The organism is Pseudomonas sp. FSL R10-0399, assembly GCF_009600165.1.
GTDB classification, from domain to species: Bacteria; Pseudomonadota; Gammaproteobacteria; order Pseudomonadales; family Pseudomonadaceae; genus Aquipseudomonas; species Aquipseudomonas helleri.
The window spans coordinates 67,745-87,515 of sequence record NZ_WIWK01000004.1; the positions used below are offsets into that span (position 1 = coordinate 67,745).

The following is a 19,771-nucleotide window of genomic DNA, read 5'->3' on the forward strand; positions in this document are numbered from 1 at the left end:
AGAGGCTTTAAATGACCAGATGAAATATTTCTGCGTGGCCAGCTAGACGGAGCTGTCAGATTTTCAGGCGTATCGATATTATGCGCGCCATGCAAATACCCTCTGATCACCCGCTGTTGCTACGCATCGTCGACGACCTGTACGCGCAGGGATGGTCACAGCAAAACATTTTTATGCCCGAGGCTTTGACCCTCGAACTGGCGGCTGAGTGCCATAAACGTGCAACTGAAGGCGAATTGACCCCAGCGGCCGTTGGCCGTGGCCCGGCGCAAGAGGTTCGCGAGGGCATCCGCGGCGACCATATTCAATGGCTGGAGCAGGGAGAGGCTTTAGCCTGCGACAAGTACTTAGGGTTAATGGAAAGCCTGCGAATCGCCATGAATCGCAGGCTTTTTTTGGGCCTGGAGGACTTTGAAAGTCACTTCGCGCTCTACCCGCCCGGTGCGTTTTACCTCAAGCACCTGGACCGCTTTCGCGACGACGACCGGCGCATGGTGTCGGCGGTGCTCTACCTCAATCAGTCCTGGCTGCCTGAGCACGGCGGGCACTTGCGCATGTACCTTGATGACAGGGGCGATTACGACGTGTTGCCGACCGGTGGCTGCCTGGTGGTGTTCCTGTCGGGCGAGATCCCCCATGAAGTGCTGCCCGCTACCCGCGACCGGCTGTCATTGACCGGCTGGTTCCGACGTCGCGCCACCGAGGTGCTGCTATGAGCGCCAAAGTGCTGGTCAGCCGCTGCCTGCTGGGCCATCGCGTGCGCTATGACGGCGGCGCCAGCGGCCCCTATGACCAGTTGGCGAAATGGCAGGACGAAGGCCGCGTGATAGCGCTGTGCCCGGAAGTCGCCGGTGGCTTGCCCACCCCGCGTGCGGCAGCCGAAATTCCGGGCGGGCAAGGGGTTGAAGTCCTCAGCGGCCGCGCGCCGGTCATCACCACCGACGGCGAGGACGTGACCGCAGCCTTTGTGTCCGGCGCCCAGCAGGCGCTGGAGTTGGTCAAACAGCATGGCATTCGCATTGCTATCCTCAAGGCCAACAGCCCGTCGTGTGGCAATCGACTGACCTACGACGGCAGCTTCAGCGGCACTAAGGTGGCAGGCCAGGGCGTGACCGCTGCCCTGCTCAGCGCTGCCGGAGTTCAGGTGTTCAATGAGCTGGAACTGGCCGAAGCTGCGCAGGCGTTGGCCGATATTTCCTGATGGCGTAGTCGCTGCCGAAGGCTGCGAAGGTCTGCGGTAATTTGAGAAACGGGTTGCTTCGCAACCCTTCGCAGCCTGCGGCAGCGACTACAGTTTTACGGTGTGTGCGTGTAACATCCGGTGCCACTTTGCCCAGGGGATTTATATGAGCGACAAGCAGAAACCACAACCCACTGCCTCTACCGCCAACACTTCACCCGCCGAAAGTGCCGATGCGGCCTTGCACCACATCGTGGATGGTTTTTTACACTTCCATCACGAGATCTTTCCTGAACAGGAAGCCTTCTTCAAAAAGCTCGCCACGGCACAAAGCCCGCGCGCGATGTTTATTGCCTGCGCCGACTCGCGCATCGTCCCGGAACTGATCACTCAAAGTGCACCGGGCGATCTGTTTGTGACGCGTAACGTGGGCAACGTCGTTCCGCCTTACGGCCAGATGAACGGTGGCGTTTCCACCGCCATTGAGTACGCGGTGCTGGCATTGGGCGTGCAGCACATCATCATTTGCGGGCATTCGGATTGCGGCGCGATGCGCGCTGTACTCAACCCGGCCTCGCTGAAAAAGATGCCGACGGTAAAAGCCTGGCTGCATCACGTAGAAGTGGCGAAAACCATGGTGCAGGACAACTGCAACTGCGCCAACGAGTCCGAAAGCATGCACGTGCTGACGGAAGAAAACGTGATCGCCCAGCTGCAACACTTGCGCACCCACCCGTCCGTGGCGTCGCGCATGGCCAGCGGGCATTTGTTCATTCATGGCTGGGTCTATGACATCGAGACCAGCGCGATCAAGGCTTACGACGCCGACACCGGCACCTTCCGCCCGCTGGACGGAACCAACCCGATCCCGAGCGCAACGCCTAAAGCCCGGTTTTAACCCCGGACGGCAGAAGCGGGCCTCGTGATCTTTTGCCCGTTAAAAGATCACGAGGCAAGCGGGGGATTACAACGCCAGGCCGACGCCCAATTGCTTGGACAGGCACGGCCAACGCTCCCATGCAGCCCGCGTGTCCGGGCTGGTGAGCTTGCCGCGATAGGCTTCAACCGACTCCAGCGCAAAGCTTTCTTCATCAAGCAGTTCATCCACCGCGTGATGCACAGCCTCATCGAGCTGGTTGGCAAACGCCTCGCCGACCAAGTGGTGAGCAATCACGTTGGCCACGGTCATGTCCAGCGGGATCAACGGCTGCTGAAAGTGCTTGATGTAGAGATCGTTGACCTCTTCAACCAACCGGTGCGCCAGGTACGCTTCGTCGAGTAAACCTTCAAGCCCTTCATGACCGTCCAGCAGTGACGGGGGCTGAACAAAAAACTGCTCGGCAATTTTCAGTACAGGCTCGATCTGTGATTCGATACCCGCCTCGCGAGCGACCGCATGGGCTGCATCGAGCAAGTCCGGCACCTGGTCGATATAGGCGCTGACAAAACGGGTCATTACCGCGTTCCGATCGGATTCAGGTAGCTGAATCGCCGAATGCAGGCGGGGAAGGCGGGTCGTCAAATGCTGGGTGAGCAGGCCACTTTTGGCATCAAGTTCTTGGGCACGCGAGATCTGCGCGCGAATATCGGCGGTGTTCATGGGAACTCCAAGGGGGGCGCTGAATCAGGGAAGTGCTTTAAAAGACGCTCACTGCAAAAGAGGGCCTTTTTTTCAGGGGGCGTATTGTCGGTCATTTTTTAATCGGGCAGTGAGTGCCATTTGTCGCGGGGGTCAGGTTTTCATTTTGGGCGCGCATCTTAACCGATCAGTGTTGTACCGTGGCAATGGGCCACAGGCTGTTAGCCCGGCCTTCACGTACGCTGTCTTCTCGCGTTGTTTATCGACCACTACGTTGTGATGAACCTATGACTAAAACCCAAAGAAACGTCTTTATCCTGGTCGCGCTGCTAGCGTTGATCATGGGGCTGATCTTCAACAGCCTGATGTCGCGCAGCAGTCAGGGCAACAACACGGCGCTGACCGAGGCCGGGATTATTCTGCTGCCACAAAGTCGCCATCTACCGGCCATCACCCTGACCAACCAGGACGGTCAGCCGGTGCTTATTAATGAGCTGAAGGACAAGTGGAGCCTGCTGTTTTTTGGCTACACCTACTGCCCGGACATCTGCCCGACCACGCTTTCCCAGTTGCGCCAGATCAAAAGCGAGCTGCCAAAAGCGGTCCAGGACAAGCTGCAAGTGGTGCTGGTGAGTGTCGACCCGAACCGGGACACCCCGCAGCAGCTCAAAAAATACCTGAGCTACTTCGACCCGCAATTTGTCGGTCTGACGCCGGGCTCAACCGAGCAACTGCAAACATTGGCGAACGCCGTGAGCATCCCGTTTATCCCGCCAGATACCAGCAAGCCGAACTACACCGTGGATCACAGCGGTAACCTGGCGCTGATCGGGCCGGACGGCACTCAACGTGGTTTTATCCGCGCGCCGTTCAACACGCAAAAGATGGTTGCCCAGTTGCCGGGGCTGGTAGAGAGGAAGTAAGGGATTAGTACACACATCGGTGGGAGCGGGCTTGCTCGCGATGGGATCACCAAGGTGTGTCATCAGGATTCAATGGTATGAATCGCGAGCAAGCCCGCTCCCACAAGGGGATCGGGTTTGCCCGGATCATCGGTATCAGAACGCCGGCAGGATGGCGCCTTTGTACTTCTCAAGAATGAAGGCTTTCACTTCTGGCGTGTGCAGGGCAGCGACCAGCTTTTTCATGTCTTCAGAGTCTTTGTCGTCCGGGCGTGCAACCAGGATGTTCACGTAAGGCGAGTCGCTGCCTTCAATGACCAGTGCGTCTTTTTCCGGGTTCAGCTTGGCTTCCAGCGCGTAGTTGGTGTTGATCAGCGCCAGATCAACCTGGGTCAGCACGCGTGGAATCGTCGCTGCTTCAAGCTCGCGGAATTTCAGGTTTTTCTTGTTTTCAACGATGTCTTTTGGCGTCGACAGGATGTTTTTCGAGTCCTTGAGCTTGATCAACCCCGCCTTGTCCAGCAGCAACAGCGCACGGCCGCCGTTGGTGGCATCGTTCGGGATCACCACGGTGGCGCCGTCTTTAAGCTCATCAAGCTTTTTGTATTTGCTGGAGTACGCGCCCAGCGGCTCAAGGTGCACGGCCGCTACGCTGACCAGGTCAGTGCCTTTGGATTTGTTGAACTCATCCAGGTAAGGCTGGTGCTGGAAGAAGTTGGCGTCCAGACGCTTTTCCGCCACTTGTACGTTGGGTTGAACGTAGTCAGTGAACACTTTGACCTTGAGGTTCACGCCCTCTTTAGCCAGAGCCGGCTTAACGAACTCCAGGATCTCAGCATGAGGGACCGGAGTCGCTGCCACCGACAGATCACCTGCGTGGGCAGAAAATGCCGCTACAGCGGCCACAGCAGCAAATAACTTCTTCATTCAACAGCTCCTTGTGAACACCTGACTCCAGGTATCTGCCAGCACAGCGCTGGCTATTATGTGTTTAAAGCGAGGCCTTACTTGCGCGAGAAGTGCACCACCAGCCGATCACCGACGGTTTGCAGAATCTGCACCAGAATCAACAACAGCACCACCGTGACAATCATCACGTCAGTCTGGAAACGTTGGTAGCCGAAACGAATCGCCAGGTCCCCGAGGCCGCCCGCACCCACCACACCCGCCATGGCGGTGTAGGACACCAGCGTAATCGCGGTCACGGTAATCGCTGCAAAAATGCCCGGGCGGGCTTCTGGCAGCAAGGCGCTGGTAATGATCTGACGGGTGCTGGCGCCCATCGACTGGGTGGCTTCGATGATGCCACGGTCAACTTCACGCAAGGCCGTTTCTACCAGACGGGCGAAGAACGGGGTTGCACCGACCACCAAAGGCGGAATCGCACCCGCGACGCCCAGCGAGGTGCCGGTAATTAACACGGTGAACGGGATCATCACGATCAACAGGATGATGAACGGCAACGAACGCAGAATGTTCACCAGCAGCGACAGCAGGGCGTACACGGTTTTTTGTTCAAACAGTTGGCGCGGGCTGCACAGAAACAGCAGCACGCCCAGCGGCAGGCCCAGCAGGATGGTGAACAGCAGCGAGCCGCCGAGCATCATCAAGGTATCGCCGGTGGCCAGCCAGATTTCGAACCAATCGATATTGGTGAAAAAGCTCAGTAAAGAGTCCATTAACGCAGTACCTCCATATGGACGTCAGCCGCGGTAAAGCGGGCGAAAGCGGCGTCCATGTCGCCACCGGTGATGGCGAGGGTCAGTTGCCCGTAGGGGGTGTCTTTGATGCGGTCGATCCGACCCGCCAGGATGCTGTAGTCCACACCCGTTTCGCGGGCGATGGTGCCCAGCAGCGGCGCGTAGGTGGCCTGGCCCTGGAACGTCAGGCGCACAATGCGCCCCGGCACATGGGCGAAATCATCGCGCTGCTCACCTTCGTCGATCTGCTCGTCTTCCTGCACAAAACGCTTGGTGGTCGGGTGCTTGGGGTGCAAGAACACCTCGGCCACCGGACCTTGCTCGACGATCACGCCAGCGTCCATCACCGCCACTTCGTCACACACACGGCGGATCACATCCATCTCGTGGGTGATGAGCACGATGGTCAGCTTCAGCTCGCGGTTAATTTCAGCCAGCAATTGCAGGACCGACGCCGTGGTTTGCGGGTCGAGCGCGCTGGTGGCTTCGTCACACAGCAAGACTTTTGGCTTGGTGGACAAGGCACGGGCAATGCCCACGCGTTGTTTTTGACCGCCTGACAGTTGCGCCGGGTATTTCTTGGCATGGTCTGACAGGCCCACGCGCGCCAGCAACTCGGCCACCCGTTGGTCGATTTCACTGCGGGACAATTCGCCCGCCAGCGTCAGCGGCATCGCCACGTTGTCAGCAACGGTCTTGGACGCCAGCAGGTTGAAGTGCTGGAAGATCATCCCGACTTGCTGACGGAAACGCCGCAGGCCATTGGCATCCATGGCGGTCACGTCTTCGTTGTCGACGATGATCTGCCCGCCGCTCGGTGTTTCGAGGCGGTTGATCAGGCGCAGCAATGTACTTTTACCCGCGCCGGAATGGCCAATCAGGCCAAATACCTGACCGCTCTCAACACGCAAACTCGTGGAGTGCAGGGCGGGAATGTCCTTACCGGCGACCCGGTAAGTTTTATGAACGTTATGAAACTCAATCACGTAGCGAACCTTGTGGGGCGCGTAAATAGAAGATCAGCGGTTAGCCGGGCGCGCATTTTAGCCTGTCCTTATAGAGGTTCTTAGCATTTATTTGAGCGAAGACCTTTGATTTGGCGATAAGACGACTGATGGTCAGAAATAAGGAACGACCACAACAGGCGCCAGTCAGTACTAACAGCACCTCACATCCCGCAACGGGATATATGTCCAAGAAGCCCAGCCCGTGGGGCTTTCATCAACAAGGAGCTTAGTCTGATGAGTAGCAAAAAACCGTCTTCACCCAAGAGCCAGATGGCCGGCACCGACACCTTGGATCGTGGCAACACGAACGTCAAATTGGAAAACCTCGAAGCCTTCCGCGACGATGCGACCCAACAGGCGCTCAGAACCAATCAAGGCGTGAAGATTGCGGATAACCAAAACACCCTCAAAGCAGGGGCGCGTGGCCCGTCCCTGCTGGAAGACTTCATCATGCGTGAAAAGATCACGCATTTTGACCACGAGCGAATCCCGGAGCGCATCGTCCACGCACGCGGAACCGGCGCTCACGGCTATTTCCAGACCTATAAAGCCCACAGCGCCCTGACCAAAGCCGGTTTCCTGCAAGATCCAGATAAAAAAACGCCGGTATTCGTGCGCTTTTCGACCGTTCAGGGCCCCCGGGGCTCGGGCGATACCGTGCGTGACGTGCGTGGGTTTGCAGTCAAGTTTTTTACCGATGAAGGCAACTTCGACCTGGTCGGCAACAACATGCCGGTGTTCTTTATTCAGGACGCGATCAAGTTTCCTGACTTCGTGCATGCGGTCAAACCCGAACCCCACAATGAAATGCCCACCGGCGGTTCGGCGCATGACACCTTCTGGGATTTTGTCTCGCTGGTGCCGGAGTCTGCGCACATGGTCATCTGGGCGATGTCCGACCGGGCGATCCCGAAAAGCCTGCGCAGCATGCAGGGCTTTGGCGTGCACACCTTCCGCTTCATCAACGCCGAGGGGAAATCACATTTCGTTAAATTCCACTGGCGCCCTAGCGTAGGGACTTGCTCTCTGGTGTGGGACGAAGCGCAAAAGCTCGCCGGTAAAGACACCGATTACCATCGGCGTGATCTGTGGGAGTCGATTGAAACCGGCGATTATCCGGAATGGGAATTCGGCGTACAGATCATTGCCGAGGAAGACGAGCACACGTTCGACTTCGACATTCTTGATCCGACCAAGCTGATCCCCGAAGAACAGGTGCCGATTACACCGCTGGGCAAGATGGTCCTTAACCGCAACCCTGATAACTTTTTTGCGGAAACCGAACAGGTGGCGTTCTGCCCTGGGCATATCGTGCCGGGCATCGACTTCTCTAACGACCCGCTGCTGCAAGGCCGTCTGTTTTCGTACACCGACACGCAAATCAGCCGCTTGGGCGGGCCGAATTTCCACGAGATTCCGATCAACCGCCCTGTCTGCCCTTTTTCCAACAATCAGCGCGACGCTCAGCACCGCAGCACGATCAACAAGGGCCGTGCGTCTTACGAGCCTAACTCCATTGATGGCGGCTGGCCGAAAGAAACCCCGCCCGCTGCGCAAGACGGGGGCTTTGAGTCGTACCCGGAGCGCATTGACGCCAACAAAATACGTCAGCGCAGCGACTCGTTCAGCGATCACTTTTCCCAGGCCCGGCTGTTTTTCAACAGCATGAGCAAACATGAACAAGAGCACATCATCGCGGCCTACAGCTTTGAATTGGGCAAGGTTGAGCGCGAGCACATCCGCGCACGCCAGGTGGATGAGATCCTGGCCAACATCGACCTTGAGTTGGCGCGGCGCGTCGCAGAAAACCTGGGGCTGCCCGCACCGAAGGCGGGCACTGTGCCTGCGCGTAAAACCAGCGTCAGCGCTTCGCCCGCGCTGAGTCAGGCCAACTTGCTGCCGGGCAATATCAAAACCCGCAAAGTGGCCGTGCTGGCCGCCAACGGTGTGGAAGGCAAAGCCATTGAAGCGCTGAAAAAGGCACTGACCGCGCAAGGCGCCCACGCCAAATTGCTGGGGCCGACGTCTGCCCCGGTCAAAACAGCAGAGGGCAAGCTGCTGAACGTGGACGGTTCGATGGAAGGTTTGCCGTCAGTGGCCTTTGACGCCGTGTTTGTGCCGGGAGGCGCAGAGTCGATCAAGGCACTGAGTGGCGACGGGGTGGCGTTGCATTACCTGCTGGAAGCCTACAAGCACCTCAAGCCCATCGCTGTGCACGGCGACGCCAGACAACTGCTGGATGTGCTGCATTTACAGGTGGATGACGGGTTGTTGGCGATCAAGGACGCTCAGGACCTGAAGGCGTTTTTTGCAGCCATTGCGCAGCATCGCGTCTGGGCACGGGAACCGAAGGTCAAGGCTATTCCGGCTTAAGGGATAGACGCCTGGCTGTTGCCCAAACGCTATTAGCGCTTGGGCAACAGCCACGCTCTTTATTCGGGCTTGCTGGGCGTCAGTACCACTTGCGCAGGCACATGGCGGATGATCTGACGCTCAAGGCTCAGGTCAAAGCCGGGGTCGAGCTTTTTCACGCGTTTGCTGATCAACGTGGCCAGCCACGGGTAATCAGCGGTGCGTGGCACCTGCAGGCTGACCGCGCACTGATAATTGACAATGTCTTGCGCGATCAAATCCAGTTGATGGCGAAGTTTGCCAATATCGGTGATGTTCAAGGTAACGGTGGTGAACGGCGCCGCAGGATCAATGACCTTGGCCGCTGGTCGCGCTTCCGCCGCCTTGAGTGCTGCTTCGGCTTTATCCAGCTCGGCCTTGCGCGCCTGGGTGATGGCGCTGTTGACGCCACCGGTCAGGGCCGGGGCTTTAGGCATTAATGCCCGTGCACGGCTCAAGGCCGTCGCAGCGGCGTTGACATCACCCTTTTGCAGCACGATCTGGCTGCGTTGCAGGTAAGCCTCAGCCAATTGACGCTGGTACTGCACCAACTGCGGGTCATCCGGGGTTTGGGCCTGCAAGGCGGCCAACTGATCTTCGGCGGTCGCGAGTTCGCTGCTGGCCAGGTTTTGCTCCAGCTGTGCGATGGCTCCGGCACGCGCTTGCTCGACCTGATTGACGGCCGTTGGCGTGCTTTGGCAGGCGCCCAGCAGCAAGGAAAATGCGGCCAGGAGCACATAACGTGAGTTAAACAGCTTCATTCCTGCGGCTCTCTAAGTGCGCAAAAAACGAGCAAGTCTACACCCCTCGACGGGGCAGAACAAAACTCAGCAGAAACAGCGCGGCAGCACACACCACAATGGAAGGCCCGGCAGGCGTGTCTTTGAACCACGACAGGGCCAGGCCACCACACACTGCCAGCATTCCCAGCAACGTCGCGCCAAACGCCATTTGCTCCGGAGAGCGGGCATGCCGTTGGGCGGCAGCAGCAGGGATAATCAGCAACGAGGTAATCAGTAGCACACCGACAATCTTCATCGCTACCGCGATCACCACCGCAATCAACAACATCAGGGCCATGCGCAGCGTTGCGACGGGTAAACCCTCAACCGTTGCCAGCTCTTCGTGCACGGTAATGGCCAGTAAAGGCCGCCACAGTGCCACCAGCAACGCCAGCACCACCGCGCTGCCGCCCATGATCCACATCAAGTCAGTCGGGCTGATCGCCAGCAGGTCACCAAACAGGTAAGCCATCAGGTCGATCCGCACTTCATGCATGAAGCTTAGTACCACCAGCCCAAGGGACAAGGTGCTGGGAGCGAGAATTCCGAGCAGTGTGTCGGAAGCCAGTGGCTGACGCTGCTGCAACGTCACCAGCAATACCGCCAGCAACAGGCAGCCAACGGTCACGGCAATCGTCGGGCTCACATCCAGCAAAAAGCCCAGCGCCACGCCCAGCAAGGCGGCGTGGGACAAGGTATCGCCGAAATAGGCCATGCGGCGCCACACCACAAACGAGCCCAAAGGGCCCGCCACCACCGCCAAAGACAAACCTGCCAGCAGGGCGTAAAGCAGAAAATCAGCCATGCTTGCAGCCTTCTCCATGAACGTGGGCGTGCGCCGGGGCGGCGCCTTCAGAGACCACCGAGCCATGCAAGTCATGGGCGTGGTCGTGATGGTGGTGATAAATCGCCAGGCTTTGTGCGTTTTTGCCAAACAGCTCGACGAAGGCCGGGTCGCCACTCACCTGCTCCGGGTGGCCCGAGCAGCACACGTGGCGGTTGAGGCACACCACCTGATCGGTGGTGCTCATGACCAGATGCAAATCGTGGGACACCATCAGCACGCCGCAACCATGACGGTCGCGCAGGCGGGTGATCAAGCTGTAAAGCTCGGCCTGCCCGGCCACGTCAACGCCCTGCACCGGCTCGTCGAGCACCAGCAACTCGGGTTTGCGCAGCAGCGCACGGGCCAGCAGCACACGCTGCATTTCGCCCCCCGAGACGCTTTGCACCGGGCTGTCGATGACCTTTTCGGCGCCGACCTCTTTCAAGGCGGCAAGGGCCTGGGCGCGGTCCACACCCGGCACCAGGCGCAAAAAGCGCAGCACCGAGAGCGGCAACGTAGGGTCAACGTGCAGTTTTTGCGGCATGTAGCCGATGCGCAGCTTGGGTTTGCGCCAGACACTGCCGCTGGTGGGCTTGAGCAGGCCCAGCACCGCTTTGACCAGCGTGGTTTTACCGGCGCCGTTGGGGCCGATCAGGGTCACGATCTGGCCCGGCTCAACGCTCAACTCGATCATGTCGAGCACGTTTTGCCCGGCAAAGGTCACGCAGACCCCTTCAAGACGTATCAGCGCAGCGCTCATCAAGCCTCCCGGCAACCCGAACACAAACCGAGCACTTCGACGGTTTGCCCTTCGACAGTAAAGCCGACATCGCGTGCGCTGCTGATAATCGCGTCACTGATGGTTTTTTGTTCAAGCTCGATAGCCGCGTGGCACGTGCGGCAGATCAGGAACTGGCCTTGATGCGCGTGCTCGGGATGGCTGCAGCCGATAAAGGCGTTGAGCGACGAAATACGGTGCACCAGGCCATTTTCCAGGAGGAAGTCCAGCGCGCGGTACACGGTCGGCGGCGCAGCGCGGCGGCCGTCTTGCTCGCTGAGCACGGCCAGGATGTCATACGCGCCCAGCGGCTTGTGGCTCTGCCACACCAGCTCCAGCACCCGCCGACGCAACGCCGTCAGGCGCAGGCCCTTTTGCGCGCACAGAACGTCCGCTTCAGAGAGCGCGCTGTGGACGCAATGAGAGTGGTCGTGGGGACGGCTGGCAAGCGGTGCAATAGACATGGGCGGCGACGATTTCCGAGAGAGACGTTATTATGTTACCCGTTTCAGCCGCCATGAGTGCCCATCGTGTCCCGTATTTTTGCGATTTTTATTGCTTTGTCTGCCAGTTTGTTGGTGATTAACCCGGCTCAGGCCGAGGTCAATGTACTGACCAGCATCAAACCGTTGCAGCTGATTGCCGCGGCTGTGCAGGACGGCGTGGGCAAGCCCGAGGTGCTGTTGCCGCCCAATGCGTCGCCGCATAACTATGCGTTGCGCCCCTCCGACGTACGGCGTGTTCAGTCGGCTGACTTGCTGTACTGGATCGGCCCGGACATGGAAGGCTTTATGCCCCGCGTGATCAAAACCCGCACCCTGCCCTCCGTGGCCGTGCAAAATTTGCCGGGTTTGAAGCTGCGCCATTTCTCCCAGGACAGCCATTCCCATGACGAAGACGATGCGGCGGAGCATGATCACGACCACCGCCCTGGCACCCTCGACGCGCACTTGTGGCTGGCACCGGACAACGCCCGGGTGATTGCAGCCAAAATGGCCGCCGATCTGAGCGAAAAAGACCCGGCCCATGCGCCGCAATACCAAAGCAACCTCAAGGCCTTCAATGAACGTCTGGATGCGCTGGATGCACGCCTGAAGACGAGCATGGCCGCGATTGCGGACAAACCGTTCTTTGTTTTCCATGAAGGTTACGACTACTTCGAAAGCGCTTACGGCCTGAAGCACACCGGCGTGTTCAGCGTGGCGTCTGAAGTGCAGCCGGGTGCCCAGCACGTCGCGGCCATGCGCCAGCGTTTGCAAGAAGTGGGCAAGACCTGCGTCTTCAGTGACCCGCCGCTGCGCCCGCGCCTGGCCGACACCTTGACCGCGGGCTTGCCGGTCAAACTGGCTGAGCTGGACCCGCTGGGCGGCTTCACCCCGGCCACCGCGCAGGGTTATGAGCAACTGCTGGAAAAACTCGGCAACGACCTGGCAGGCTGCCTGAACAGCCTGTAACCCCACCCCGACCTGTAGGAGCGAGCTTGCCTCGCGATCTTTTAAAGATCAAAAGATCGCGAGGCAAGCTCGCTCCTACAGGGGGTTAGCGGGTTACAACGCGAACGGCAGCGGGACGGTCACGGTTTGGCGCAAGGCCAAACGGCGTTCGAACTCTTGCGGGTCGTGGATCAACACGTCCTGACCCGCAAACGAGTGGGCCGCAATCAAACGTGACAACCAAAAGCGCACACAGGCCACACGCAACATCGTCGGCCACAACTCGGCTTCGCTGGCCGTGAACGGGCGCAACGCGGCATACGCACCCAGCAATGCACGGGCACGCGGGGCGTCGAGCTGGCCATCTTCGTCAGCACACCAGTCGTTCAAGGCAATCGCCACGTCGTAGAGCATCGGCCCCGAGCAGGCGTTGTAAAAGTCGATCAGGCCGGTCAGGTGCGTCCCTTCGAACATCGCGTTATCGCGAAACAGGTCGCCATGCAGGTTGGCCCTTGGCAAAGCCAAAATCTGCGCCTTGCGTTCGGTAATCTCAGCCAGCGTTTTTTGCAGCAAATCGGCCGCTTCAGGCGACAAATCACCCATCAATGCGGGCCCTTCCGCCAGCATCCAGTCCAGGCCACGGTCGGTTTTGCGTTCCAGCACGTTGTCACGCGTGGCCACATGCAAATGACCCAACAGCTCGCCCACTTGGGCGCAATGTTGCGCGTTAGCCTCGCGGATGTGCTTGCCGGCCAGGCGCGGTTGCAGCAGCGCCGGCTTGCCTTTGAGCTCGCGCAAGGCCTCGCCGTCTTTGGTGCGCAGGGCAAAAGGCACCGGCAGATCAGCGTCGTGCAGCACGTCCAGCAGCTCGATAAAGAACGGCATCTCTTTGATCGGGCCACGTTCAACAAGGGTCAGGACAAATTCGCCCTGCTCCAGGCTGATGAAATAGTTGGTGTTTTCGCTACCCGCGGCAATCCCCTGGAAATCGAGCAAACGGCCGAGATCATAAGGCGCAAGAAAAGTCTCCAGCTCCGGGCGAGTCAGTGGGGTGAATACAGACATGGTTTAAATTGCCAGTGCGGGCGCCGCGTGGGCGGCGCCAATTAAAGTTAAGACGCTATTTCCATTCGAAGATTTTCCACGAAGGAATCAGCATATCCGGCTGGTCGGAACGGATGAAGTTGGCATCAGTACCATCAGCGCGTACCAAAAAGTACGGCGGCGCTCCTTTTGGGGTCACCTTGATGGCATAAAGGAACCCGTTTTGACGGTATTCCTGAATAGTTTTATCGCCTTCCGTGCGAATGGTTACTTCTGGGTCACCGGTGGGTGCACTATCAGCCGCAAAGGTTACCAGCGGTGAGAATGCAAACAAGCCGGTCAACAACAGGCGATTAAGTGTGCGCATGATAACCTTGTCCCTTTGTCGTCATTGGTCCGGACATTCTAGCGCCGGACTCGCCGAAAAGGTTGATCCTGCTCATGAGCCAAGCACCCCTCGTCCTGGTGGACGGTTCTTCATATTTGTACCGCGCCTTCCACGCGCTTCCGCCGCTGACTACGTCCAAAGGCTTGCCGACCGGCGCCGTAAAGGGCGTGCTAAACATGTTGAAGAGTCTGCGCAAGCAGTACCCGGACAGCCCGTTTGCCGTGGTTTTCGATGCCAAGGGCGGGACATTTCGCGATGACATGTACGCCGAATACAAGGCCAATCGCCCGAGCATGCCCGATGACATGCGGGTCCAGATCGAGCCTTTGCACGCCAGCGTGATCGCACTGGGCTTCCCGTTGTTGTGCGTCGAAGGCGTTGAAGCGGACGACGTGATCGGCACCCTGGCCCGCAGCAGCGCCGCCGCAGACCGACCAGTGGTCATCTCCACCGGCGATAAAGACATGGCGCAACTGGTGGATGGCCACATCACCCTGGTCAACACCATGACCGGCAGCACGCTGGACGTTGAGGGCGTCAAAGAGAAGTTCGGCGTCTCGCCCGAGCAGATCATCGACTACCTGGCGTTGATGGGCGATTCTTCCGACAACATCCCTGGCGTTCCGGGCATCGGCCCGAAAACTGCGTCGGGCTTGCTGGTGGGCGTCAACGGCGGCCTGGTCGAGCTGTACGAGCACCTGGACATCGTGCCGACCCTGCCGATTCGCGGCGCAAAAAACCTGCCCGCAAAACTCGAAGAACACCGCGAAATGGCGTTTTTGTCGTACCAACTGGCCACGATCAAGATCGACGTGCCGCTGGACATCGGCCTTGACGACCTGCACCTCAAAGCGCCCGATTGCGACAAGCTGATCGAGCTGTACACCGAGCTGGAATTCAAAAGCTGGATCGCCGAAGTCGAACGCGATGCCAAGCGCGCGGGCCAGGTGATCACCCACGAAGCCCCTGCGGCGCCGACCGAAGAGCTGCAATACGAAACCATCCTCGATCAGGCCCGTTTCGACGTGTGGCTGAAAAAGCTCAACGACGCCAAGCTGATTGCCTTTGACACCGAAACCACCGGGCTGGACGCGCAGCAAGCGCAACTGGTGGGTGTGTCATTTGCGGTCAAGCCCGGCGAAGCGGCCTACATTCCGTTGACTCACTCCTACATGGGCGTGCCGGATCAACTGGACCGCGATACCGTGCTGCGCGCACTCAAGCCGCTGCTCGAAGACCCAAACAAGGCCAAGGTCGGCCAACACGCCAAGTTCGACATCAACATCCTGGCCAACTGCGCCATTGGCGGTGATCAGGCCAACGGCATCGTCGTGCAAGGCGTAGCCTTCGACACCATGCTGGAGTCCTACGTGCTCGACTCCACGGCCACCCGCCATGACATGGACAGCCTGGCGCTGAAATACCTGGGCCACACCACGACCAGTTTTCAGGACATTGCCGGCAAAGGCGTCAAACAGCTGACATTTGACCAGATCTCGCTGGAACTGGCCGGGCCGTATGCCGCAGAAGATGCTGACGTGACCCTGCGCCTGCACCACGTGCTGCACGAAAAACTGCAAGCGATCCCGAGCCTGAACAGCGTGCTGACCGACATTGAAATGCCGCTGGTGCCGGTTCTGGCCCGCATTGAGCGCCAAGGCGCGCTGGTGGACGCCAAGCTGTTGGGCGTGCAGAGCGTTGAGCTGGGCGACAAGATGGTGGCGCTTGAACGTGAGGCGTTCGAGATTGCCGGGGAAGAATTCAATCTCGGCTCTCCCAAGCAATTGGGCGTGATCCTGTACGAAAAACTCGGCCTGCCGATCATCAGCAAAACTGCCAAAGGCCAGCCATCGACGGCCGAAGCGGTGCTGGCGGAGCTTGCCGAGCAAGACTTCCCGCTGCCCAAGGTGCTGATGCAGTACCGTTCGATGAGCAAGCTGAAAAGCACGTACACCGACCGTCTGCCCGAGCAGATCAACCCGCGTACCGGGCGCATTCACACCTCGTATCACCAGGCAGTAACGGCCACCGGGCGTTTGTCGTCCAGCGACCCGAACCTGCAGAACATCCCGATTCGTACGGCCGAAGGCCGCCGGATCCGTCAGGCGTTCGTCGCGCCCAAAGGCTACAAACTGCTGGCAGCGGACTATTCGCAGATCGAACTGCGGATTATGGCCCACCTGGCAAAGGACGAGGGGCTGCTGCACGCCTTCCGCAACAACCTGGACGTGCACAGTGCCACGGCGGCCGAGGTGTTTGGCGTCGACCTGAGCGATGTCACCACCGACCAGCGCCGCAGCGCCAAGGCGATCAACTTCGGTTTGATCTACGGCATGAGCGCCTTTGGTCTGGCCAAGCAGATCGGTGTCGACCGCAAACAGTCGCAGGCATATATCGACCGCTACTTTGCGCGCTATCCGGGCGTGCTGGAGTACATGGAGCGCACGCGCACCCAGGCGGCCGAGCAAGGTTATGTCGAGACGATTTTTGGTCGTCGCCTGTACCTGCCCGAGATCAACGCGAAAAACCCGGCGTTGCGCAAAGGCGCTGAACGCACCGCGATCAACGCCCCGATGCAGGGCACCGCGGCGGACATCATCAAGAAAGCCATGGTGGCTGTGGATAACTGGCTGACGGCCTCCGGCCTCGACGCCCGCGTGATCTTGCAGGTACACGACGAACTGGTGCTGGAAGTGCGTGAAGACCTGGTAGACCAGGTGCGCGACGAGATCCGCCTGCACATGAGCGAAGCGGCCACGCTGGCGGTTCCGCTGGTGGTGGAAGTGGGCGTTGGCGACAACTGGGACGAGGCGCACTGACCTAAACCTGTAGTCGCTGCCCAAGCATGAGGCTGCGAGTCTCCCCGGGGCTACCCAAGTGGCGGTCCTGCGGCCCGCATCGCGGCCTTCGTTCCTCGTCAGCGACTACTGTTTGGCAAAATTTTCAGGGGCTCAGGAACTAAACCCGCTTAACACAACTCAGATTATTTGAATGGCTGGTGAAGCCCTTCAATGCTCCTAATGTTGTGTTAAGTGTTGGCAGATTCTGGACCCCGCCCCTAGCGGTCCAGTACTTGAACCCCGAACTTCCCTCCCCCATACGAAGTCCGGGGTTTTTTTTGCCTGCCATTTTTACTCGGCGCTTTCTTCTTCGCCTTTGTTCGGCAGTTCCAGCCAATCAGCCAGCACGGTGTACGCCTCTTCCAGGCCCATGCGCTTTGGCGAGGAGAACAGCTGGATGGTCACGCTGTCGCCCCACTTCTTGCGGATTTCGGACTGAATTTTAAGCAGCGTGTTTTTAGCAGCGCCGTACGTCAGTTTGTCGGCTTTGGTCAGCAAAATATGCATCGGCATGCCGCTGGAAACGGTCCAGTCGAGCATCAACAGGTCGAAATCGGTCATTGGATGACGAACGTCCATCATCAAAACCACGCCTTTGAGGCTTTCACGGCTGCCGAAATACGCCTCAAGGTGACGCTGCCAGTGCATTTTCAACGGGATGGGCACTTTCGCGTAGCCGTAACCCGGCAAGTCGACCAGGCGACGATCTTCGTCCAGCTTGAAGAAGTTCAGCAGCTGCGTACGGCCCGGGGTTTTCGAGGTTCGCGCCAGGCTGGCGTGGGTCAACGTGTTGAGCGCACTGGACTTGCCGGCGTTGGAGCGCCCGGCAAAGGCGACTTCAAAGCCTTCGTCATCGGGGCATTGATCAACCTTGGCAGCGCTGAGCATGAAGGTAGCCTGTTGGCACAGACCGAGAATGGGGTTCTTGAGTTGCATGGGATTTCCGATGTGAGCGGCGTCAGGAATGGACGCGGCGTGCGTGTCGTTTCCGTTTCAGTGGCGCCAGTATATAATGCCGCAGATTTTGTGTGTGCTTTGTCCCGGCGTAGGACGAAGAACAAGAGCCAGGGTGCGCATTAGAACGCATCACGCTCCCAACCCTGAAAAAATCGTTTAAACGAATTGGCTGCTGCCGGTGCTTTGATGCCGCCTGACAGCGTTCAGGCTACAAAGGATCCGGAAGCCGTGTACAACCGCGTTTGTATTGCCTGCCATGAAGGTCAGCGATTCATAACACCGAAACCGGGTGTAAAGGCCGAGGGTAAGTTAAGCAGACGTTGGTGCAACACGTGCCCCAGGGTGAAAAGGCGATGCCGCCGCGTGGTGTGTGCACGGACTGCAGTGTCGAGGATTACCAGCCAATCATCCAGTGGATGAATGAGTAAGCCCGGCCATAACTCTTAACCCTTAGCCGTAGTTGGATTAGCTGATGAACAAATTTTTCGTGAGTCTGCTGTTGACCATGGGCGTTAGTGGTATCGCCCAGGCCGCAGGTACCACCGTTGTGGGTGATGCTGCCGCCGGTCAGGCAAAAACCGCTGTCTGTGGCGCGTGTCACGGTCCCGACGGCAATAGCATGGCCCCCAACTTCCCCAAACTGGCCGGGCAAGGTGATCGCTACCTGCTCAAGCAACTGCATGAAATCAAGGACGGCAAACGCCAGGTCCTTGAAATGACCGGCCAGCTTACCAACCTGAACGATCAGGACCTCGCGGACATCGCCGCCTACTACGCCAGCCAAAAAAGCTCTGTCGGCGCCGCTGACCCGGCCCTGGTTGCTCGCGGAGAAGAACTGTTCCGTGGCGGCGACCTGCAAAAAGGCCTGCCCGCCTGCACCGGCTGCCATGCACCGGACGGCCAGGGCAACGCACCTGCCGGCTTCCCCCATGTGGGCGGCCAACACGCCAGTTACATCGAGAAACAGCTCACTGACTTCCGCGAAGGTGATCGTACCAACGACGGTGATTCGATGATCATGCGCGCCATTGCGGCCAAGCTGAGCAACAAGGACATCAAGGCGTTGGCCAGCTACATTCAAGGTCTGCACTGATTGGTGTAGGCAGGATGCAGCCAACCCGCAATGCATTTATTGACGTTAACGGTCGTTTAATCTTTGAATGTAAGCGTGTCAGGGCAGCCCAGGCTGCCCTTTTTCCTGCTATCTGCCGCTACACTACCGAACTCAAGCCAAAACAGACCTGTCTTAAAACAGGCCACGTCAGGCGACCTTATTTGTCCAGGAGTAAAGCATGCGTAATCTGATTCTCAGCGCCGTTCTCGTCAGCGCCTCCCTGTTTGGCATGACTGCTCAAGCTGCCGATGTCCCGCTTGAAGCCGGCAAAACCTACGTTGAGTTGGCGAATCCCGTTCCGGTTGCTGAGCCTGGCAAAATCGAAGTGGTTGAACTGTTCTGGTACGGCTGCCCGCACTGCTATGCGTTTGAGCCGACCATCAATCCTTGGGCGGCAAAGCTGCCGGCTGACGTGCATTTCGTGCGTATCCCGGCCATGTTTGGCGGCCCATGGGACGCACACGGCCAACTGTTCCTGACTTTGGAAGCCATGGGCGTAGAGAACAAGGTACACGCGGCGATCTTCAATGCCATCCAGAAGGAAGGCAAACGTCTGACCGACAAAAACGACATGGCTGATTTCGTGGCCACTCAAGGCGTCGATAAAGAAAAATTCCTGCAAACCTTCGACTCTTTCGCCATCAAAGGCCAAATCGTCAAGGCTAAAGAACTGGCCAAGAAGTACGAGGTTTCTGGCGTCCCTACCCTGATCGTCAACGGTAAGTACCGCTTCGACCTCGGCACCGCAGGCGGCCCGGAACAAGCGCTGAACGTGGCAGACCAACTGATCGCCAAAGAGCGCGCAGCTGAGAAAGCGGCGCCACAAGCGGCCAAAAACTAAGCGGCGCCC

The 19,771-nt window shown here is 58.8% G+C and carries 20 protein-coding genes and 1 pseudogene; 10 read left to right on the top strand and 11 right to left on the bottom strand.

What is annotated here, in order from left to right:
• The first annotated feature begins 80 nt into the window (after nucleotides 1-80).
• From GHO41_RS02095 to GHO41_RS02105, 3 genes are all read left to right on the top strand, one after another.
• A complete protein-coding gene (locus GHO41_RS02095; RefSeq protein ID WP_153432850.1) occupies nucleotides 81-716 on the top strand; it encodes a 2OG-Fe(II) oxygenase in 636 nt (211 codons plus the stop codon).
• Nucleotides 713-1,201, top strand: a complete 489-nt coding sequence (locus GHO41_RS02100; protein ID WP_123750707.1) for a DUF523 domain-containing protein — start codon at nucleotides 713-715, stop codon at nucleotides 1,199-1,201. The genes GHO41_RS02095 and GHO41_RS02100 overlap by 4 nt, the downstream gene beginning before the upstream one ends.
• Nucleotides 1,202-1,346: 145 nt before the next feature.
• On the top strand, nucleotides 1,347-2,078 hold the full coding sequence (locus GHO41_RS02105) for a carbonic anhydrase (protein ID WP_048372451.1): 732 nt from the start codon (nucleotides 1,347-1,349) through the stop codon (nucleotides 2,076-2,078).
• 66 nt (nucleotides 2,079-2,144) lie between these two features.
• Here GHO41_RS02105 and GHO41_RS02110 read toward each other — a convergent pair whose 3' ends face one another.
• Entirely contained in the window at nucleotides 2,145-2,780 is a 636-nt protein-coding gene (locus tag GHO41_RS02110) for a hypothetical protein (RefSeq protein WP_153432851.1), read from the bottom strand.
• A 266-nt stretch (nucleotides 2,781-3,046) separates the two neighbouring features.
• Between GHO41_RS02110 and GHO41_RS02115 the strand changes: the two genes are divergently transcribed.
• Nucleotides 3,047-3,682 (top strand): SCO family protein, encoded by a 636-nt coding sequence (locus GHO41_RS02115; protein WP_153390055.1) that lies wholly within the window; start codon nucleotides 3,047-3,049, stop codon nucleotides 3,680-3,682.
• Between the two features lie 135 nt (nucleotides 3,683-3,817).
• Here the strand turns inward: GHO41_RS02115 and GHO41_RS02120 are convergent, their stop codons facing one another.
• The 3 genes from GHO41_RS02120 to GHO41_RS02130 all read right to left on the bottom strand — a co-directional run bounded on the left by GHO41_RS02120 (nucleotide 3,818) and on the right by GHO41_RS02130 (nucleotide 6,347).
• On the bottom strand, nucleotides 3,818-4,588 hold the full coding sequence (locus GHO41_RS02120; protein ID WP_048387104.1) for a MetQ/NlpA family ABC transporter substrate-binding protein: 771 nt from the start codon (nucleotides 4,586-4,588) through the stop codon (nucleotides 3,818-3,820).
• A gap of 77 nt (nucleotides 4,589-4,665) precedes the next feature.
• Nucleotides 4,666-5,340, bottom strand: coding sequence for a methionine ABC transporter permease (locus tag GHO41_RS02125; RefSeq protein WP_048372458.1), 675 nt, complete (start codon nucleotides 5,338-5,340; stop codon nucleotides 4,666-4,668).
• Nucleotides 5,340-6,347 carry a methionine ABC transporter ATP-binding protein gene (locus tag GHO41_RS02130; protein WP_048387105.1) on the bottom strand — a complete coding sequence of 336 codons (1,008 nt, stop codon included), beginning with the start codon at nucleotides 6,345-6,347 and terminating at the stop codon, nucleotides 5,340-5,342. The genes GHO41_RS02125 and GHO41_RS02130 overlap by 1 nt, the downstream gene beginning before the upstream one ends.
• 201 nt (nucleotides 6,348-6,548) lie before the next feature.
• On the opposite strand from GHO41_RS02130, the gene katE reads away from it, so the two are divergent.
• Nucleotides 6,549-8,741 (top strand): catalase HPII, encoded by a 2,193-nt coding sequence (gene katE, locus GHO41_RS02135; protein ID WP_178109993.1) that lies wholly within the window; start codon nucleotides 6,549-6,551, stop codon nucleotides 8,739-8,741.
• Between the two features lie 59 nt (nucleotides 8,742-8,800).
• Here katE and GHO41_RS02140 read toward each other — a convergent pair whose 3' ends face one another.
• Genes GHO41_RS02140 through GHO41_RS02155 form a run of 4 tightly spaced genes read right to left on the bottom strand, consistent with a single transcriptional unit; the run spans nucleotide 8,801 to nucleotide 11,609 of the window.
• Complete coding sequence (locus GHO41_RS02140) at nucleotides 8,801-9,520, bottom strand: PA5502 family lipoprotein (protein ID WP_048387110.1); 720 nt, start codon at nucleotides 9,518-9,520, stop codon at nucleotides 8,801-8,803.
• A 37-nt stretch (nucleotides 9,521-9,557) separates the two neighbouring features.
• Nucleotides 9,558-10,346 (bottom strand): zinc ABC transporter permease subunit ZnuB, encoded by a 789-nt coding sequence (znuB, locus tag GHO41_RS02145; protein WP_153390059.1) that lies wholly within the window; start codon nucleotides 10,344-10,346, stop codon nucleotides 9,558-9,560.
• Nucleotides 10,339-11,127, bottom strand: coding sequence for a zinc ABC transporter ATP-binding protein ZnuC (znuC, locus tag GHO41_RS02150; RefSeq protein ID WP_153390060.1), 789 nt, complete (start codon nucleotides 11,125-11,127; stop codon nucleotides 10,339-10,341). The genes znuB and znuC overlap by 8 nt, the downstream gene beginning before the upstream one ends.
• Entirely contained in the window at nucleotides 11,127-11,609 is a 483-nt protein-coding gene (locus GHO41_RS02155; protein WP_048372469.1) for a Fur family transcriptional regulator, read from the bottom strand. The genes znuC and GHO41_RS02155 overlap by 1 nt, the downstream gene beginning before the upstream one ends.
• Nucleotides 11,610-11,675: 66 nt before the next feature.
• Here GHO41_RS02155 and znuA point away from each other — a divergent pair, with 66 nt between their 5' ends.
• Nucleotides 11,676-12,599, top strand: coding sequence for a zinc ABC transporter substrate-binding protein ZnuA (znuA, locus tag GHO41_RS02160; protein ID WP_371928805.1), 924 nt, complete (start codon nucleotides 11,676-11,678; stop codon nucleotides 12,597-12,599).
• Nucleotides 12,600-12,692: 93 nt separating this feature from the next.
• Here the strand turns inward: znuA and GHO41_RS02165 are convergent, their stop codons facing one another.
• Both GHO41_RS02165 and GHO41_RS02170 read right to left on the bottom strand, forming a co-directional pair.
• Nucleotides 12,693-13,643, bottom strand: a complete 951-nt coding sequence (locus GHO41_RS02165; RefSeq protein WP_153432852.1) for a homoserine kinase — start codon at nucleotides 13,641-13,643, stop codon at nucleotides 12,693-12,695.
• A 55-nt stretch (nucleotides 13,644-13,698) separates the two neighbouring features.
• Nucleotides 13,699-13,989 (bottom strand): DUF2782 domain-containing protein, encoded by a 291-nt coding sequence (locus tag GHO41_RS02170; RefSeq protein WP_048372475.1) that lies wholly within the window; start codon nucleotides 13,987-13,989, stop codon nucleotides 13,699-13,701.
• A 74-nt stretch (nucleotides 13,990-14,063) separates the two neighbouring features.
• Between GHO41_RS02170 and polA the strand changes: the two genes are divergently transcribed.
• Complete coding sequence (polA, locus tag GHO41_RS02175) at nucleotides 14,064-16,829, top strand: DNA polymerase I (RefSeq protein ID WP_153432853.1); 2,766 nt, start codon at nucleotides 14,064-14,066, stop codon at nucleotides 16,827-16,829.
• A gap of 312 nt (nucleotides 16,830-17,141) precedes the next feature.
• Here polA and yihA read toward each other — a convergent pair whose 3' ends face one another.
• A complete protein-coding gene (yihA, locus tag GHO41_RS02180; protein WP_048387116.1) occupies nucleotides 17,142-17,786 on the bottom strand; it encodes a ribosome biogenesis GTP-binding protein YihA/YsxC in 645 nt (214 codons plus the stop codon).
• Nucleotides 17,787-17,993: 207 nt separating this feature from the next.
• On the opposite strand from yihA, the pseudogene GHO41_RS30215 reads away from it, so the two are divergent.
• The 3 genes and pseudogenes from GHO41_RS30215 to GHO41_RS02190 all read left to right on the top strand — a co-directional run bounded on the left by GHO41_RS30215 (nucleotide 17,994) and on the right by GHO41_RS02190 (nucleotide 19,762).
• Nucleotides 17,994-18,235, top strand: a pseudogene (locus GHO41_RS30215) (cytochrome c5 family protein).
• A 44-nt stretch (nucleotides 18,236-18,279) separates the two neighbouring features.
• Entirely contained in the window at nucleotides 18,280-18,900 is a 621-nt protein-coding gene (locus GHO41_RS02185) for a cytochrome c (RefSeq protein ID WP_153432854.1), read from the top strand.
• A 199-nt stretch (nucleotides 18,901-19,099) separates the two neighbouring features.
• A complete protein-coding gene (locus GHO41_RS02190) occupies nucleotides 19,100-19,762 on the top strand; it encodes a thiol:disulfide interchange protein DsbA/DsbL (protein ID WP_153432855.1) in 663 nt (220 codons plus the stop codon).
• Nucleotides 19,763-19,771 lie beyond the last annotated feature (9 nt).

Excerpts from the sequence above, each read along its gene's own strand:
- GHO41_RS02095 (WP_153432850.1), top strand. The coding sequence starts at position 81 with ATGCGCGCCATGCAAATACCCTCTGATCACCCGCTGTTGCTACGCATC.
- GHO41_RS02100 (WP_123750707.1), top strand. The coding sequence starts at position 713 with ATGAGCGCCAAAGTGCTGGTCAGCCGCTGCCTGCTGGGCCATCGCGTG.
- GHO41_RS02105 (WP_048372451.1), top strand. The coding sequence starts at position 1,347 with ATGAGCGACAAGCAGAAACCACAACCCACTGCCTCTACCGCCAACACT.
- GHO41_RS02110 (WP_153432851.1), bottom strand. The coding sequence starts at position 2,780 with ATGAACACCGCCGATATTCGCGCGCAGATCTCGCGTGCCCAAGAACTT.
- GHO41_RS02115 (WP_153390055.1), top strand. The coding sequence starts at position 3,047 with ATGACTAAAACCCAAAGAAACGTCTTTATCCTGGTCGCGCTGCTAGCG.
- GHO41_RS02120 (WP_048387104.1), bottom strand. The coding sequence starts at position 4,588 with ATGAAGAAGTTATTTGCTGCTGTGGCCGCTGTAGCGGCATTTTCTGCC.
- GHO41_RS02125 (WP_048372458.1), bottom strand. The coding sequence starts at position 5,340 with ATGGACTCTTTACTGAGCTTTTTCACCAATATCGATTGGTTCGAAATC.
- GHO41_RS02140 (WP_048387110.1), bottom strand. The coding sequence starts at position 9,520 with ATGAAGCTGTTTAACTCACGTTATGTGCTCCTGGCCGCATTTTCCTTG.
- znuB (WP_153390059.1), bottom strand. The coding sequence starts at position 10,346 with ATGGCTGATTTTCTGCTTTACGCCCTGCTGGCAGGTTTGTCTTTGGCG.
- znuC (WP_153390060.1), bottom strand. The coding sequence starts at position 11,127 with ATGAGCGCTGCGCTGATACGTCTTGAAGGGGTCTGCGTGACCTTTGCC.
- GHO41_RS02155 (WP_048372469.1), bottom strand. The coding sequence starts at position 11,609 with ATGTCTATTGCACCGCTTGCCAGCCGTCCCCACGACCACTCTCATTGC.
- GHO41_RS02165 (WP_153432852.1), bottom strand. The coding sequence starts at position 13,643 with ATGTCTGTATTCACCCCACTGACTCGCCCGGAGCTGGAGACTTTTCTT.
- GHO41_RS02170 (WP_048372475.1), bottom strand. The coding sequence starts at position 13,989 with ATGCGCACACTTAATCGCCTGTTGTTGACCGGCTTGTTTGCATTCTCA.
- polA (WP_153432853.1), top strand. The coding sequence starts at position 14,064 with ATGAGCCAAGCACCCCTCGTCCTGGTGGACGGTTCTTCATATTTGTAC.
- yihA (WP_048387116.1), bottom strand. The coding sequence starts at position 17,786 with ATGCAACTCAAGAACCCCATTCTCGGTCTGTGCCAACAGGCTACCTTC.
- GHO41_RS02185 (WP_153432854.1), top strand. The coding sequence starts at position 18,280 with ATGAACAAATTTTTCGTGAGTCTGCTGTTGACCATGGGCGTTAGTGGT.
- GHO41_RS02190 (WP_153432855.1), top strand. The coding sequence starts at position 19,100 with ATGCGTAATCTGATTCTCAGCGCCGTTCTCGTCAGCGCCTCCCTGTTT.